Origin of the sequence: Janibacter endophyticus (assembly GCF_016888335.1) — a bacterium.
Taxonomy (GTDB): domain Bacteria; phylum Actinomycetota; class Actinomycetes; order Actinomycetales; family Dermatophilaceae; genus Marihabitans; species Marihabitans endophyticum.
In genome coordinates, this window is the sequence record NZ_JAFEJG010000004.1 from 263,012 (window position 1) to 277,476 (window position 14,465).

The 14,465-nt window shown below is 72.2% G+C and carries 12 protein-coding genes; 6 read left to right on the plus strand and 6 right to left on the minus strand.

Going from position 1 to position 14,465, the window contains the following annotated elements:
• Positions 1–49: 49 nt before the first annotated feature.
• The gene (locus tag JNO54_RS01295) at positions 50–862 is read right to left on the minus strand and encodes a crotonase/enoyl-CoA hydratase family protein (RefSeq protein ID WP_204142266.1); all 813 of its coding nucleotides are present in this window, start codon (positions 860–862) and stop codon (positions 50–52) included.
• A 42-nt stretch (positions 863–904) separates the two neighbouring features.
• Between JNO54_RS01295 and JNO54_RS01300 the strand changes: the two genes are divergently transcribed.
• Positions 905–1,942, plus strand: coding sequence for a lactonase family protein (locus JNO54_RS01300; RefSeq protein WP_204142267.1), 1,038 nt, complete (start codon positions 905–907; stop codon positions 1,940–1,942).
• Between the two features lie 48 nt (positions 1,943–1,990).
• On the opposite strand, the gene JNO54_RS01305 is transcribed toward JNO54_RS01300, so the two are convergent.
• Complete coding sequence (locus JNO54_RS01305) at positions 1,991–2,641, minus strand: hypothetical protein (RefSeq protein WP_204142268.1); 651 nt, start codon at positions 2,639–2,641, stop codon at positions 1,991–1,993.
• Between the two features lie 152 nt (positions 2,642–2,793).
• Here JNO54_RS01305 and JNO54_RS01310 point away from each other — a divergent pair, with 152 nt between their 5' ends.
• From JNO54_RS01310 to ppdK, 3 genes are all read left to right on the plus strand, one after another.
• A complete protein-coding gene (locus JNO54_RS01310) occupies positions 2,794–4,014 on the plus strand; it encodes an MFS transporter (protein WP_307817997.1) in 1,221 nt (406 codons plus the stop codon).
• A complete protein-coding gene (locus JNO54_RS01315) occupies positions 4,011–4,496 on the plus strand; it encodes a GNAT family N-acetyltransferase (RefSeq protein ID WP_204142269.1) in 486 nt (161 codons plus the stop codon). The genes JNO54_RS01310 and JNO54_RS01315 overlap by 4 nt, the downstream gene beginning before the upstream one ends.
• Before the next feature lie 143 nt (positions 4,497–4,639).
• Positions 4,640–7,369, plus strand: coding sequence for a pyruvate, phosphate dikinase (gene ppdK, locus JNO54_RS01320; RefSeq protein ID WP_204142270.1), 2,730 nt, complete (start codon positions 4,640–4,642; stop codon positions 7,367–7,369).
• A gap of 102 nt (positions 7,370–7,471) precedes the next feature.
• Here ppdK and JNO54_RS01325 read toward each other — a convergent pair whose 3' ends face one another.
• Positions 7,472–7,717 carry a hypothetical protein gene (locus JNO54_RS01325; protein WP_204142271.1) on the minus strand — a complete coding sequence of 82 codons (246 nt, stop codon included), beginning with the start codon at positions 7,715–7,717 and terminating at the stop codon, positions 7,472–7,474.
• Between the two features lie 83 nt (positions 7,718–7,800).
• Between JNO54_RS01325 and JNO54_RS01330 the strand changes: the two genes are divergently transcribed.
• Both JNO54_RS01330 and JNO54_RS01335 read left to right on the plus strand, forming a co-directional pair.
• Positions 7,801–8,706 carry a LysR family transcriptional regulator gene (locus tag JNO54_RS01330; protein WP_204142272.1) on the plus strand — a complete coding sequence of 302 codons (906 nt, stop codon included), beginning with the start codon at positions 7,801–7,803 and terminating at the stop codon, positions 8,704–8,706.
• 295 nt (positions 8,707–9,001) lie between these two features.
• On the plus strand, positions 9,002–11,143 hold the full coding sequence (locus tag JNO54_RS01335; RefSeq protein WP_204142273.1) for an NAD(+) synthase: 2,142 nt from the start codon (positions 9,002–9,004) through the stop codon (positions 11,141–11,143).
• Between the two features lie 37 nt (positions 11,144–11,180).
• Here JNO54_RS01335 and JNO54_RS01340 read toward each other — a convergent pair whose 3' ends face one another.
• The 3 genes from JNO54_RS01340 to JNO54_RS01350 form a co-directional block, all read right to left on the minus strand.
• On the minus strand, positions 11,181–11,468 hold the full coding sequence (locus tag JNO54_RS01340; RefSeq protein ID WP_204142274.1) for an HGxxPAAW family protein: 288 nt from the start codon (positions 11,466–11,468) through the stop codon (positions 11,181–11,183).
• A gap of 103 nt (positions 11,469–11,571) precedes the next feature.
• Positions 11,572–13,101 (minus strand): acetate--CoA ligase, encoded by a 1,530-nt coding sequence (locus JNO54_RS01345; protein WP_307817998.1) that lies wholly within the window; start codon positions 13,099–13,101, stop codon positions 11,572–11,574.
• A 1-nt stretch (position 13,102) separates the two neighbouring features.
• Positions 13,103–14,455 carry an aspartate aminotransferase family protein gene (locus tag JNO54_RS01350; protein WP_204142275.1) on the minus strand — a complete coding sequence of 451 codons (1,353 nt, stop codon included), beginning with the start codon at positions 14,453–14,455 and terminating at the stop codon, positions 13,103–13,105.
• Between the last annotated feature and the right edge of the window lie 10 nt (positions 14,456–14,465).

Genomic DNA, 14,465 nt, shown 5'->3' on the forward strand with positions numbered 1-14,465 from the left:
TGCTACTCAGCGGTCACAACTGCGGCGGCGCGCTGCAGCGGGCGCCGCATCACGGGATGAGGCGGCGCCCCCGGTCGGCGTACTGCGGCTCCTTCTTGCCGAAGGAGGCCTCCCGCGCACGCTTGGTGTTCGCCGCGACGAGCAGGCTGAGCTGCTCGACCCGCTCCCGGGCGAAGGTCCTCCGCGGGCCGCGGTGCCACGTCCCGTTGAAGAGCCGCTTGGCCGCCGCGAGCGAGTCGGGGCTACGGGTCAGCAGCTCGTCGACGAAGGCCTGGGCCCGCTCGTGCGGGTCGATGGTCGCCTCGGTCGCGAGGCCGATCCGCACGGCCTCCTCGCCGTCGAGCACCTGCCCGGTCATCGTCAGCTTCTTCGCGACGTCCATCCCGACCTGCTCGGAGAGCGACTGGATGCCGCTCATGTCGGGGATGAGACCCCAGCGGCTCTCGAGGACCGACCAGCGGGCGTCGGGCGCGGTGATCCGGAAGTCGGCACCGAGGGCGATCTGCACCCCGCCACCGAGACAGTTGCCGTGCACCGCGGCGACGACCGGCACGGGCAGCCGTCGGTAGGCCCAGCACGCCTCCTGGAAGGTGTTGGTCCCCCGCCACGGCCGCGGCACGAAGGCCTTGCCAATCCCCGCCGGGTCCTTGAGGACCGACCCGAAGTCGAGGCCGGCGCAGAACGAGTCGCCTTCTCCCGCAAGGATGACCGCACGCAGCGAGCGGTCCCGGCCGAGCTCGCGGGCCGCGCCGACGAGACCGTCGAGCATGCCGAGGGTCAGCGCGTTGAGCTTGTCGGGGCGGTTGAGCCGGACGGTCGCGACGCCGCCGTCGCGCGTGGTGGTGACGAAGGGGGTGGCCATGCCCGTCAGCGTAGGTGGCCGGCTGTGGCTACCGTCGGGATCGTGAGCATCGACACCGGCAGAGACCGCACCCTGTGGATCGGCAGCTACACGGGCGAGATGGGCCAGGGCGAAGGGGTGAGCCGCCTCCCCCCGGGCGCCTCGGCTCCCGAGCCGGTCGACCTCGACGTACCGTCGCCGAGCTGGCTCGTCGACGTCGGGACGGGCGTCCTCGCCGTGAGCGAGGCCGACCCCGGGCTCGTCACCCGGGTCGGGGACGACGGAGAGAGCGGCGCCGGCCAGCCCACGGGCAGCGGGTGGCCCTGCCACGCGGCGGTGCTCTCGCCCACCCTCCTGGCCGTCGCGCACTACGGCCCCGGCACGGTCACCGCGCTCGGCCTCGACGATGGACGACCGGGCGAGGTCGTCACGACGATCGACCTCTCCGGCCGCCCCCTCGGCCCGCAGGCCGACCGGCAGGACGGCTCGCACCCCCACCAGGTCGTCTTCGACGAGACCACCGACGAGCTGCTCGTCCCCGACCTCGGCGCCGATGTCGTGCACCGGATCCCGGTGCGCGGCAACGAGATCGGGCCGCCGGAGCGGGATGCGGTGACGATGCCGCCGGGCTTCGGGCCCCGCCACCTCGTCCTGACCGGCGACCTCATGGTCGTCGTCGGCGAGCTGAGCAGCGAGCTGTGGGTCGGCCGGCGTGACGATGGCTCTCCCTCTGGCTGGAGCGCCGTCGGCACGACGTCGACGCTCCTCCACCCCTTCGACCCGGTGGGCTCGAGCGACCCGGACGTCGGCAACCTGCCCTCGGCGATCCGGCTCGAGGGCGATGTCATCGCGCTCGGCAACCGGGGCGCCGACCGGGTCTCGCTGCTGCGTCTCGACCATGCCACGGGCACGCTCAGCCCGATCACCGAGGTGCCCGCTCACGGCGAGTGGCCACGCGACCTGTTCCTCGACGGGGACGACGTCTGGGTGGCGTGCGAGCGCGCACACCGGGTGACCCGGGTGCGGTGGCGGGGAGCGCAGGCCGGCACGCTCATCGGTGCGTGGCCGGCCGGGTCACCCACAGCGTTGCTCCTGCGGTGACACGACGACGGCCCGCACCCCACGGGCGCGGGCCGTCGGCAGCGAGGATCAGCGTTCGGCGATGAAGGCCTCGAGTGCGGCAGCCACCTCCGCGGGCGGCGCATCGCCCGTGGCGAGGATCACCTGACCACCCTCCGTCCGGGCGCACTGGGTCAGCTGCTGGTGGGTCCCGCACAGTGCGTCACCGACCGTCTCCTCCTCCGACCACAGGCTCTGCAAGCCCTCCGTCATGCCGGGCAGGTCGTTCAGCAGGACGATCGAGAGGCGCTCCCCGTCCTTCTCGTAGGCCCCGAGCTCCCCGCCACCCGCCGGCACGCCGGTAGGTGCCTCGACCTTCTGCCAGCCGTCGAACTCCTCCGGCAGAGTGCTCGCGCCCCCGGCAGTCCCGCTCGTCGTCTCGGACGTCGGCTCGGTCGTCGCGCTCGACGACGTCGTCGGGGTCTCTGCCGGGTCGCCGTCGTCGCTCCTCAGGAGCAGCGCGGCGCCGCCGCAGCACAGCAGGAGGAGCAGCACCGATGCGACGAGCACGCCGATGACGACCTTCGACAGGCCGCTCCGCTTCGGGGCGCCGGGCGGTGCGCTGCCGTACGGGTTCGGCTGACCGGGCTGCTCCGGGTAGCCGTACGGACCGCTGCCCGGACCCTGACCGGGCGGCGGTGGGACGTTCGGACCGTTGGGTCCCCCTGCGATGTAGGACATGCTCGCCATGCTGGCACAGACGACACGAGGCGGGGCCCCCTGCGGCCCCGCCTCGCACGATGCGCCCCCCCTGCGGCGCGAGCCCCACGCTAGGGAGGTCCGACGAGGACGTCGATGGGGAGAATTACCCATGCCGGGTCCACAATCTCCCGGTGCCCACATCGCCCGGCGGACCCCCTTCGCCCCTCCTGACGCCCCGTCGCACCGCGGCGGCGATGGTCGCGCTCGTCCTCGGCGGCTTCGGGATCGGCACGACCGAGTTCGTCACGATGGGCCTGCTCCCCGAGATCGCCGAGGGCATCGACGTGAGCATCCCCGCGGCCGGGCACACGATCAGCGCCTATGCGCTCGGTGTCGTCGTCGGCGCCCCGACGATCGCCGTCCTCGGGACCCGGGTGCCGCGACGGGCGATGCTCGTCGCGCTCATGGCGCTCTTCGTCCTCGGCAACGCGGCGAGCGCCCTGGCCGGCAGCTACGCGTTGCTCTCCGCGGCTCGCTTCCTCGCCGGGATCCCCCACGGCGCCTTCTTCGCCGTCGCCTCGATCGTCGCCGTCGACCTGGCCGCCCCGGGCCGCGGCGGGCGCGCGGTGAGCCAGGTGATGCTCGGCATCCCGCTCGCCACCGTCGTCGGAGTCCCCACCGCGACCTGGCTCGGGCAGCAGCTCGGCTGGCGCAGCGCCTACTGGGCCGTCGTCGTCGTCGGGGTCGCCACGGTCGCGCTCGTGCTCACGGCCGTGCCCCGCCTCGAGGCCGACGAAGGGGCGAGCGCCCGTACCGAGCTGGCCGCCTTCCGCTCCGCGCAGCTCTGGCTCACCCTGCTCGTCGGGGCGATCGGCTTCGGCGGCATGTTCTCGATGTACAGCTACATCTCGCCGATGCTGCGTCACGAGACCGGGGTCGCCGCGTCGACCGTGCCCGTCTTCCTCCTCGTCTTCGGCATCGCGAGCGTCATCGGCACGATCGTCGGCGGGCGGCTCGTCGACCGCTCGGTCCTGCGCAGCGTCGTCGGGACTGCCCTCTCGCTCGCGGCGAGCCTCGTCCTCGTCGCGCTCTCCGCCGGGTCGGTCGTCCTCGTCTCGGCGGCCGTCTTCCTCGCGTCGGCGAGCGCGTCGGTCTTCGTCCTCGCGCTCCAGCTGCGCCTCATGTCCGTCGCCGGCCCGGCCCGCACGCTCGGGGCCGCCGGCAACCACGCGGCGCTCAACATCGCCAACGCCGTCGGTGCCTGGCTCGGCGGCGCGGTCATCGCCGCGGGCTGGGGCTGGCGCGCGCCGAGCGCGGTCGGCTCGCTGCTCGCCCTCGCCGGGCTGGCGATCCTCGGGCTCTCGGTGCTGCTGCACCGACGCGACGCCCGGGCTGAGAGCCTGGGTGCATGAGCCAGCACATCCGCGAGGCGACGCCCGACGACGTCCCCGCCATCCTCCGACTCGTCCGTGAGCTCGCCGAGTACGAGCGCGAGCCCGACGCGGTCGAGGCGACCGAGGAGTCGTTCCGGTCGACGATGTTCCCGGCGCAGGGGGACCCGACGGTCTTCGGTCACGTCGGCGAGGTCGACGGCGAGGTCGTCGGCATCGCGATCTGGTTCCTCAGCTTCTCCACCTGGACCGGGACCAACGGCATCTGGCTAGAGGACCTGTACGTCACCCCTTCGCAACGGGGGACGGGACTCGGCAAGGCGCTCCTCGCGACCCTGGCCCGGGTCTGCGTCGAGCGCGGCTACCGCCGCCTCGAGTGGACCGTCCTCGACTGGAACGCCCCCTCGATCGCCTTCTACCGCTCCCTCGGCGCCGTCCCGATGGACGAGTGGACGACCAACCGCCTCGCCGGCGACGCCCTCACCGACCTCGGCATCCCCTGAGGCCGGGCGAAGGGGTGGCCGGCTCACCCCTTCGTCCCGGCCGTACCGCTCACGGGAACCCCGACGACACGCCCGGGCGTGACGGTGCGACGATGGACCCACGGACCCGCGGGCGCACCGACGCGCCAGGACGAGGAGCAGCGATGACGCAGCAGCAGTACGTGTACATGTTCAGCGAGGGCGACCGGGACCAGAAGGATCTCCTCGGTGGCAAGGGGGCGAACCTTGCCGAGATGGTCAAGCTCGGCCTGCCCGTGCCCCCCGGCTTCACCATCTCCACCAATGCCTGCCGCGCCTACCTCTCGGAGGGCAAGGTCCCGCCCGAGGTCCGTGTCGAGGTCACCCGCAGCGTCCGCGACGTCGAGGACCAGATCGGCCGGCACCTCGGTGACTCCGAGGAGCCGCTGCTGCTCTCCGTGCGCTCCGGCGCGAAGTTCTCCATGCCCGGCATGATGGAGACCGTCCTCAACGTCGGCCTCAACGACGACACCGTCGGCCCGCTCGCGGACTTCGCCGGCGACGAGCGCTTCGCGTGGGACTCCTACCGCCGCCTCATCCAGATGTTCGGCAAGACCGTGCTCGACATCGACTCCGACCTCTTCTCCGACGCGCTCGACGCCCGCAAGGAGGCCGCCGGCGTCACCGCCGACATCGACCTCGACGCCGAGCAGCTCAAGGCCCTCGTCAAGGAGTACAAGGAGATCGTCGAGCGCAAGACGGGCACGCCCTTCCCGCAGAGCCCCCGCAAGCAGCTCGACATGGCCATCGAGGCGGTCTTCCGCTCCTGGAACACCGAGCGCGCCCGGCTCTACCGCCGCCGCGAGCGCATCCCGGACGACCTCGGCACCGCCGTGAACGTCCAGGCGATGGTCTTCGGCAACCTCGCCGACGCCTCTGGCACCGGCGTCTGCTTCACCCGTGACCCCTCCTCCGGCCACTCCGGCGTGTACGGCGACTACCTCGCCAACGCGCAGGGTGAGGACGTCGTCGCGGGCATCCGCAACACCCTGCCCCTCGCCGAGCTCGAGAAGCTCGACAAGTCGGCCTACCGCGAGCTCCGCAGCGCGATGCGGCGCCTCGAGACCCACTACCGCGACCTGTGCGACATCGAGTTCACCATCGAGCGCGGTCACCTGTGGATGCTCCAGACGCGCGTCGGCAAGCGCACGCCCGCTGCCGCCTTCCGCGTCGCGACGCAGCTCGTCGACGAGGCCCTCATCACGATGGACGAGGCGCTCGAGCGGGTCACCGGCGAGCAGCTCAACCAGCTGCTCTTCCCGCAGTTCGACCCCGAGGCCGAGCGCGTCCTCCTCGCGACCGGCATGGGCGCCTCCCCCGGCGCCGCCGTCGGCGAGGTCGCCTTCGACAACGAGTCCGCGACGAGCCGCAAGGCCGACGGCCACGACGTCATCCTCGTCCGCCGCGAGACCTCGCCCGAGGACCTCCCGGGCATGATCGCCGCCGTCGGCGTGCTCACCGCCCGTGGCGGCAAGACCTCGCACGCGGCCGTCGTCGCCCGCGGCATGGGCATGTGCGCCGTCGTCGGCGCCGACGACCTCGTCGTCGACGTCGCGCACAAGCAGATCCGCGTCGGCGAGCGGGTCATCAACGAGGGCGACGTCATCGCCATCGACGGCAAGAGCGGCGAGGTCTTCCTCGGCGACGTCCCCGTCGTCGACTCCCCCGTCATGACCTACATCTCCGACGGGCTCGAGGCGGCCAAGGCCGCGTCCGACGGTGACGTCGAGACCGACGAGCTCCTCGACGCCGTCCACCGGCTGCTCACCCACGCCGACGACCGTCGTCGCCTGCGGGTGCGCGCCAACGCCGACACCGGCGAGGACGCCGAGCGCGCCCGCGCCCGCGGCGCGGAAGGCATCGGTCTGTGCCGCACGGAGCACCAGTTCCTCGGCGACCGCCGCAAGAACATCGAGGCCGTCATCGTCGCCGAGACCGACGAGGACCGTCAGGCCGCCTTCGACGAGCTGCTCCCGCTGCAGCGCGCCGACTTCATCGAGCTGCTCGCCGCGATGGACGGGCTGCCGACGACGATCCGCCTCATCGACCCGCCGCTCCACGAGTTCCTCCCGAACATCACCGACCTCTCGGTCGAGGTGGCGCTCGCCGAGGAGCGCGGCGAGAGCGGGCCCGAGCTGGAGCGCGCCAAGGTGCTCCTCGAGGCGGTGCGCCGGACCCACGAGCAGAACCCCATGCTCGGCCTGCGCGGGGTCCGCCTCGGCCTGCGCTTCCCGGGGCTCTTCGCGCTGCAGATCCGGGCGATCGGCGAGGCCGTCGTCGAGCTGCGCAAGCAGGGCAAGGACCCGCAGCCGGAGATCATGGTCCCGCTCATCGGGTCGGTCCGTGAGCTCTACCTCGTCCGGGGCGAGGCCGAGGAGATCCTCGCCGAGATCGGCAAGACCTCCGGCGAGGCGCTCGACGTGCCGATCGGCTGCATGATCGAGCTCCCGCGCGCGGCCCTCACCGCCCGCCGGATCGCCCATGCCGCCGACTTCTTCTCCTTCGGCACGAACGACCTCACCCAGACCACGTGGGGCTTCAGCCGCGACGACGTCGAGACCGAGTTCTTCCCGGCCTACTTCGACAACGGCGTCCTGACGATCTCCCCCTTCGAGACGCTCGACGAGTACGGCGTGGGCCGCCTCGTCGAGATCGGCGTCGAGGGTGGGCGCAGCGTCAAGGAGAACCTCAAGACCGGCGTCTGCGGTGAGCACGGCGGCGACCCCGAGTCGATCCACTTCTTCCACCGGACCGGGCTCGACTACGTCAGCTGCTCCCCCTTCCGCGTGCCGGTCGCCCGGCTCGAGGCGGGACGCGCCGCCGTGATGACGCGGGACGCTTCGAGCACCGCCTGACGAGGGACGACGAAGGCCCGCACCCTGCGAGGGGTGCGGGCCTTCGTCGTGCCGGTCGGGCTGAGGCGGCCGGCGGGGAGGGAGGTTCCCGAAGGGGGAGGCTCAGCGGGTGTGCGTCACGACCGGGACGTAGCGGTCGGAGCGACGGGCCAGCTGGAAGTCGTCCTGCGCGGACTTCTTGGCGCGCGAGGAGGAGCGGAGCAGCTCGAGGCGCTCGGTCTTCGTGGCGCCCTGCTCCATGAGGGAGAGCTCGTGCGCCATGCGGAGCATGTCGGCGTCCATGCCGGCACCGAGGTGGCGGGTCGAGGGGTCGCGGCGGGTCATGAGGGTGTTCAGCCAGTTCGTCATGACCTCTATGGTTGCGCCTTCATCTACTAACCACAAGTTGCTGTTTCTTAGCGATCATTAAGTACTACTGATATGTTCTGGGCGTGATCGACATCCATCGGCTGCGGATCTTCTTGTCCGTCGTGGCCTCTGGCTCCATCAACGCTGCGGCCGATCACCTCGGGATGTCCGGCAGCGCAGTCAGTCAGCACATGACGGCGTTGCAGAAGGAGACCGGCCTCACACTCTTCGAGCGCCACGGGCGCGGGATCGAGCCCACCGCGGCCGCCCGGACCCTTGCCGCCGAGAGCGAGCGGCTCATGGCCGAGGTCAAGCGTCTCGACTCGGTCGTCACCGACCTGCGCGAGGGCAGCACCGGCTCGCTGTCCATCGGCTACTTCGCCTCGGCCGGCTCGCTGTGGATGCCCACGCTGGCCAAGAAGCTCCAGGCCGAGATGCCCGGCCTCGTCCTCGAGATGGTCCTCACCGAGGGCTACCCGCCCGGCGAGTCCCCGCCCGTCGACCTCGACGTCATGCCCGACGACCCCCGCGAGACGCTCCGCCCGGGCTACGGGATGCGACGACTCGTGCGCGACCCCTTCGTCGCCCTCGTACCCGCCGGCCACCGGCTCGCGGGCCGACGCTCGGTCCCGATGATCGAGCTCGCCGAGGAGTCGTGGATCAGCAGCGACATCTCCGCCGGGATCACCGAGAGCCTCATCGCCCGCGCCTGCGCGGCCGCCGGCTTCCGCCCGCGCTACACCGTCGAGGCGCAGGACCACTACACGGCCACCGCCTTCGTCGCCGCCGGCGTCGGCGTCGCCGTCATCCCCCAGCTCGCGAGCCGCACGCGGGTACCGACGAGCGTGCGCCGGCTGCGGCTGACCAGCCCCAGCCCGACGCGAGACATCGTGGCGCTCACGGCCCCGGGAGCGCGCTCCAACCCGGCCGCGGTCCGGGCGGTCGAGCTGCTCACCGAGATCGCGACAGCGTCGCGCAAGGACCGCTGACCCTCAGAGCACCAGCGGCGGGACCCCCGACTGCAGGACGCTCGCCGCTGTGCCCGCGAGCAGGACCGACATCGTGAGGGACGCCGCGAGGCCGGAGACGGCCCGCCCACCGTCGTAGAAGATCGGATCGCATGGCGATCCTCCGCTCCCGGCAGGGCTGAGGGCCGGGCCGATCGTGTCCGACCCCTCGCGACCTCGAGCGGGGCGACGACGGGGCGGCTCTGACCCGAACAGAACTCCTGAGCCGGGCCCTGAGCTCCGCCCGTGCGCCAGGCGGGGCCATAGGGTGACGTCCATGAGCGCCGACGACGCCCGCGACTTCCGCAACCTCTACCGGCACGGCTTCGCCCGGGTCGCCGCCTGCACCCTCCCGGTCACCCAGGCGGACCCCTTCGCCAACGCCGACGCGACCGTGGGCATCGTGCGCGAGCTCCACGACGACGGGGTGTCGGTAGCCGTCTTCCCCGAGCTCGGACTCACCGGCTACGCCATCGACGACCTCCTGCTCCAGGACGTGCTGCTGCGCGACGTCGAGCAGGCGATCCTTCGCCTCGCCGCCGCGACCGAGGACCTGCGGCCGCTCATCGCCGTGGGCGCTCCCCTGCGTCACCGCAACCGGCTCTACAACTGCGCCGTGCTCATCCAGGGCGGCGGCGTCCTCGGCATCGCCCCCAAGTCGTACCTGCCCAACTACCGCGAGTTCTACGAGAAGCGGCACTTCGCGGAGGGCGCGGGGGTCGTCGACGAGTGGTTCCGCCCCAGCTACCTCACCGGCGACGACGCGGGGCCGCTCGACGGGGTCCCCTTCGGCACCGACCTGCTCGTCCACGTCGACGACGTGCCCGGCCTCGTCGTCCACGCCGAGGTCTGCGAGGACATGTGGGTGCCGGTGCCCCCGAGCCACGAGGCGGCCCTGGCCGGCGCGACCGTGCTGCTCAACCTCTCGGCCTCCCCCATCACCGTCGCCCGCGCCGACGACCGGCACCTGCTCACCCGTTCCGCGTCGATGCGCTGCAACGCGGCCTACCTCTACGCCGCCGCGAGCGAGGGCGAGTCGAGCACCGACCTCTCGTGGGACGGCCAGACGATGGTCTACGAGATGGGCGACCTGCTCGGTGAGTCCGAGCGCTTCCCCGCCGGGCCGCGACGGACCGTCGTCGACGTCGACGTCGACCGGCTGCGCCAGGAGCGGCTGCGGCAGGGCAGCTTCGACGACAACGCCGTCGCGCTGGGGATCGGTGACGACGCCACCGGGGGCGGCTACCGCGACCTCCACCTCGACCTCCACCCGCCCACCGGGGACCTCGGGCTGCGGCGGCACCTCGACCGTTACCCCTTCGTCCCGGACGACGAGGCCCGCCTCGCCCAGGACTGCTACGAGGCCTACAACATCCAGGTCTCCGGTCTCGAGCAGCGGCTGCGCGCGATCGCGTCCGACACCTGGCAGCCGAAGATCGTCATCGGCGTCAGCGGCGGGCTCGACTCGACCCACGCGCTGCTCGTCGCGGTCAAGGCGATGGACCGGCTGGACCGGCCGCGCACCGACGTCATCGGCATCACGATGCCCGGCTTCGCGACCTCGGACCGCACCAGGACCAACGCGATCGCCCTCATGGAGTCCCTCGGGATCACCTGGGATGAGCTCGACATCAAGCCCGCGGCCGAGCAGATGCTGCTGGCGATGGGGCACCCCTTCGGCGAGGCGGCCGCCGCCGGGACGGCCGTGGACGACATGGACGAAGGGGTCTTCGACGTCACCTTCGAGAACGTCCAGGCCGGCCTGCGCACGGACTACCTCTTCCGGATCGCCAACCAGCGCAGCGGGATCGTGCTCGGCACCGGCGACCTCTCCGAGCTGGCCCTGGGCTGGTGCACCTACGGCGTCGGTGACCAGATGTCGCACTACGGCGTCAACGCCGGTGTGCCCAAGACCCTCATGCAGCACCTCGTGCGCTGGGTCGCCGACTCCGGGCAGCTCGAGGAGAGCGCGGCGGCGACGCTCATCGACGTGCTCGGCACGGAGATCTCACCCGAGCTCGTGCCGAGCAAGGAGGAGCGGCCGCAGTCGACGCAGGACAAGATCGGGCCCTACTCGCTGCAGGACTTCACGCTCTACCACGTGCTGCGGCGCGGGTACCGGCCGAGCAAGATCGCCTTCCTCGCCGAGCAGGCGTGGGCGGACGCGGCGCGCGGCGAGTGGCCCTCGTCGGTCTCGGAGGCCGACCGGGTCGCCTACGACCTCGCGACGATCCGGAGGTGGCTGCTCGTCTTCGTGCAGCGCTTCTTCGACAACCAGTTCAAGCGGTCGGCGCTGCCCAACGGACCCAAGGTCGTGCCGGGTGGCACCCTGTCGCCACGCGGTGACTGGCGGATGCCGAGCGACTCCGAGGCTCGCCGGTGGATCGCCGACGTCGAGGACAACGTCCCGACGTCGTGAGACCGACCACGGTCGACGCCACGGAGCCTCGACGGGACTACTTGATGCCGAGGGAGTCCTTGCCCTGCGGGGAGTCGACCTCTTCGCGGGTGTACGAGCCGTAGCCCATGAGCGAGAGGACGCGGCCGACGATCAGGCTGAGCACCACGATGCCGATCGCGACGTAGAGCAGCGTCCAGTTGAGCATGACGACGGCGATCGTGCCGAGGAGGAACCCGAGGAAGGCGATCCCGACGCCGGCCCACATGGCCGTGCTGTGACCGTGACCGATGTCCTCGACGGAGTGCGGACCGGAGGGGGGCGCAGACATCTTCGCGTGGCTCATGAGGCCATCATCCCACGCCGATCCGGCTCGCCGCTGGCCCCTCGGCACGTGGCCTGCGAGCGATGCCCAACCCTCACCCGCCGCACCCCGGCAGCGGCCTGACTCAGCGGAGGTCGGCGCGGCGGATCTTGCCGTTGGCAGTGCGCGGGAGTGCGTCCACGACCCGCACCTCGCGCGGGCACTTGTACGCGGCCAGGTGCTCGCGGGCGTGGGCGAGGACGGCGTCGGGCAACGACGACCGGTCGGTCCCCTCGACCGGGACGACGACCGCCGTCACCAGGCTCACCCCTTCGCCCTTGTCGACGGCGACGACCGCGACCTCGGCGACGCCCGGGCAGGACGCGACGACGCTCTCGACCTCGGCCGGCGAGACGCGGTAGCCCATGGCGTTCATGACGTCGTCGGCGCGACCCTCGTACGTGAGATAGCCATCGACGTCGATGCGCACGAGGTCGGCACTGACGAACCACTCGCCGTGGAAGACCTCCGCGTCCGCCTCCGGCCGCTGCCAGTAGCCGAGCATCAGCCCGGGGTCGCTGCGGTGCACGGCCAGCCGACCCAGCTCACCGGGAGCCACCTCGCGGTCGAGCGTGTCGGGGTCGAGCGCGACGACCCGGCGCCCCGGCTGGGCCCGCCCGGGGCTCCCCGGACGCACCGGGGTCGACGGCCCGGTGCTCACGAAGGTGCTGATCTCGCTCATCCCGAGCGACTCGTAGAGCGGCCTCCCCGTCGCCTCCTGCCAGCCCTCGAGGACCGTGCGGGGCAGCGCCTCGCCGGCGACGAGCCCGTGCCGCAGCGCGCCGAGGTCCCACGTCGTGGGGTCGCCGTGGCGCAGGAGGTGCCGGTACACGCCGGGCACCGCGGCGAAGATCGTCGCCCCCGTGGCCGCGACGAGCCGCGGCCAGACGAGGCCGTCGCGCGGGCCGTCGTAGACGACCGCGGTCGCTCCCTTCGCCCACGGGTCGGTGAGACCGACGCCGAGGGTGTACGTCCAGTTGAGCGCTCCGGCATGGAGCATGACGTCGTCCGCGCGCAGCCCGTGCCAGCCGTCGTGCATCGGTCGGCGACCCCAGGCCGAGCGGTGCGCGTGGAGGACACCCTTCGGACGGCCGGTGGTGCCGGAGGTGTACGTCATGAACGCCGGCGCGTCGGGGTCGGTCTCGACGGGAGCGAAGGGGGTGACCTCAGGGGCCGGGGCTCCGTCGACGTCATCGGCGAGGAGCACCGGCATCCCGTCCGGGATCGTCACCGGCAGTGCCGGGTCGAGGACGACCGCGCGGGCGCCCGAGTCGGCGAGGATCCAGTCGATCTCCTCGACGGTCAGCTGAGACGAGGTCGGCACCGCCACCAGGCCCGCGGCCATCGCACCGAAGAAGGCGAAGGGGAAGGCCGCCCGGTTACCCATCCGCAGGAGCACCCGGTCGCCGCGGTCCAGCCCGAGGTCGGCGAGCCGGCGGGCGCACTCCCCGACCGCCTGGTCGACCTCGGCGAAGGTCCACCGGCTCGCGTCGAGCGGCCCGTCGGCCGGCGCCTCGTGGACGACGACGAGGGCATCCTTGCCGGGGTGCGCGGCCGCCGGGTCGGTGACGCAGTACCGCGCCATCGAGAACGGCGTGGCGACCGGCTCCGTCACGTCAGCGGACGTAGGAGTCGGCGACGCTCAGCGCGTCGTCGAGGATCGCCAGACCCTCCCGGGCGTCGTCGTCGCTGATGACGCACGGCGGCACGACGTGGGTGCGGTTGAAGTGGACGAAGGGCCACAGCCCCCGCTCCTTGCACGCCGCCCCGAAGGCTGCCATCGGCGCTGCCGCCTCGCCTGAGGCGTTGTACGGCACGAGCGGCTCGCGGGTCTCCCGGTCGCGGACCAGCTCGACGGCCCAGAACGTCGCCATGCCACGCACCTCGCCCACGGACGGGTGCCTCTCGGCGATCTCCGCCAGCCCCGGCCCGATGACCTCGGCGCCGACCCGCTCGGAGTGGGCGATCACCCCTTCGTCCTCGAAGATCCGCATCGACGCGACCGCGGACGCGCACGCCAGCGGGTGGCCCTGGTACGTCAGCCCGCCCGGGTACGGACGGTCGGCGAAGGTCTCCCGGATCGCCTGCGAGACAAGGACACCGCCGAGGGGGACGTAGCCTGAGTTGACCCCCTTGGCGAAGGTGATGAGGTCTGGCGTCACGCCCCAACGCTGGATCGCGAACCACTCGCCGCAGCGGGCGAAGCCGGACATCACCTCGTCGGCGATCATCACGATGCCGTGCTCGTCGCAGATCGCGCGGACGCCCGCGAGGTAGCCCTCCGGCGGCACGAGGATGCCGTTGGTGCCGACGACGGTCTCGAGGATGATCGCCGCGATCGTGCCCGGACCCTCGACCGCGATGACGTCGCGCAGGTGCTGCAGGGCACGCCCGCACTCCTGCTCCTCGCTCGTCGCGTGGAAGGCGCTGCGGTAGAGGTACGGCCCCCAGTAGCGGACGACCCCGGGCATGCCCGGCTCGCTCGCCCAGCGTCGAGGGTCACCGGTGAGCGCGATGGCCCCGGCCGTCGCCCCGTGGTAGCTGCGGTAGGCGGCGAGGACCTTGTGCCGGCCGGTGTGGATGCGGGCCATGCGGAGCGCGTTCTCGTTGGCCTCGGCGCCGCCGTTGGTGAAGAACACGTGGTCGAGGTCGCCGGGCGAGCGCTCGGCGAGCATCCGCGCCGCCTCGGAGCGCATGTCCTGCGCGAAGCCCGGCGCGAGCGTCGTCATCCGGCCGGCCTGCTCCTGGATCGCGGCGACGAGCCGCGGGTGCTGGTAGCCGATGTTGACGTTCACGAGCTGACTGGAGAAGTCGAGGAACTCCCGCCCGTCGTAGTCGGTGAACCGCACCCCTTGCGCCGACGCGATCGGCAGCGGGTCGATCTGCTCCTGCGCCGACCACGAGTGGAAGACGTGGGCGCGGTCGAGCTCGTGGACGTCAGTGCCGGACAGCTCGGGTAGGTCGCTCATACCCGCAGGC

Excerpts from the sequence above, each read along its gene's own strand:
- JNO54_RS01295 (WP_204142266.1), bottom strand. The coding sequence starts at position 862 with ATGGCCACCCCCTTCGTCACCACCACGCGCGACGGCGGCGTCGCGACC.
- JNO54_RS01305 (WP_204142268.1), bottom strand. The coding sequence starts at position 2,641 with ATGTCCTACATCGCAGGGGGACCCAACGGTCCGAACGTCCCACCGCCG.
- JNO54_RS01315 (WP_204142269.1), top strand. The coding sequence starts at position 4,011 with ATGAGCCAGCACATCCGCGAGGCGACGCCCGACGACGTCCCCGCCATC.
- ppdK (WP_204142270.1), top strand. The coding sequence starts at position 4,640 with ATGACGCAGCAGCAGTACGTGTACATGTTCAGCGAGGGCGACCGGGAC.
- JNO54_RS01325 (WP_204142271.1), bottom strand. The coding sequence starts at position 7,717 with ATGACGAACTGGCTGAACACCCTCATGACCCGCCGCGACCCCTCGACC.
- JNO54_RS01335 (WP_204142273.1), top strand. The coding sequence starts at position 9,002 with ATGAGCGCCGACGACGCCCGCGACTTCCGCAACCTCTACCGGCACGGC.
- JNO54_RS01340 (WP_204142274.1), bottom strand. The coding sequence starts at position 11,468 with ATGAGCCACGCGAAGATGTCTGCGCCCCCCTCCGGTCCGCACTCCGTC.
- JNO54_RS01350 (WP_204142275.1), bottom strand. The coding sequence starts at position 14,455 with ATGAGCGACCTACCCGAGCTGTCCGGCACTGACGTCCACGAGCTCGAC.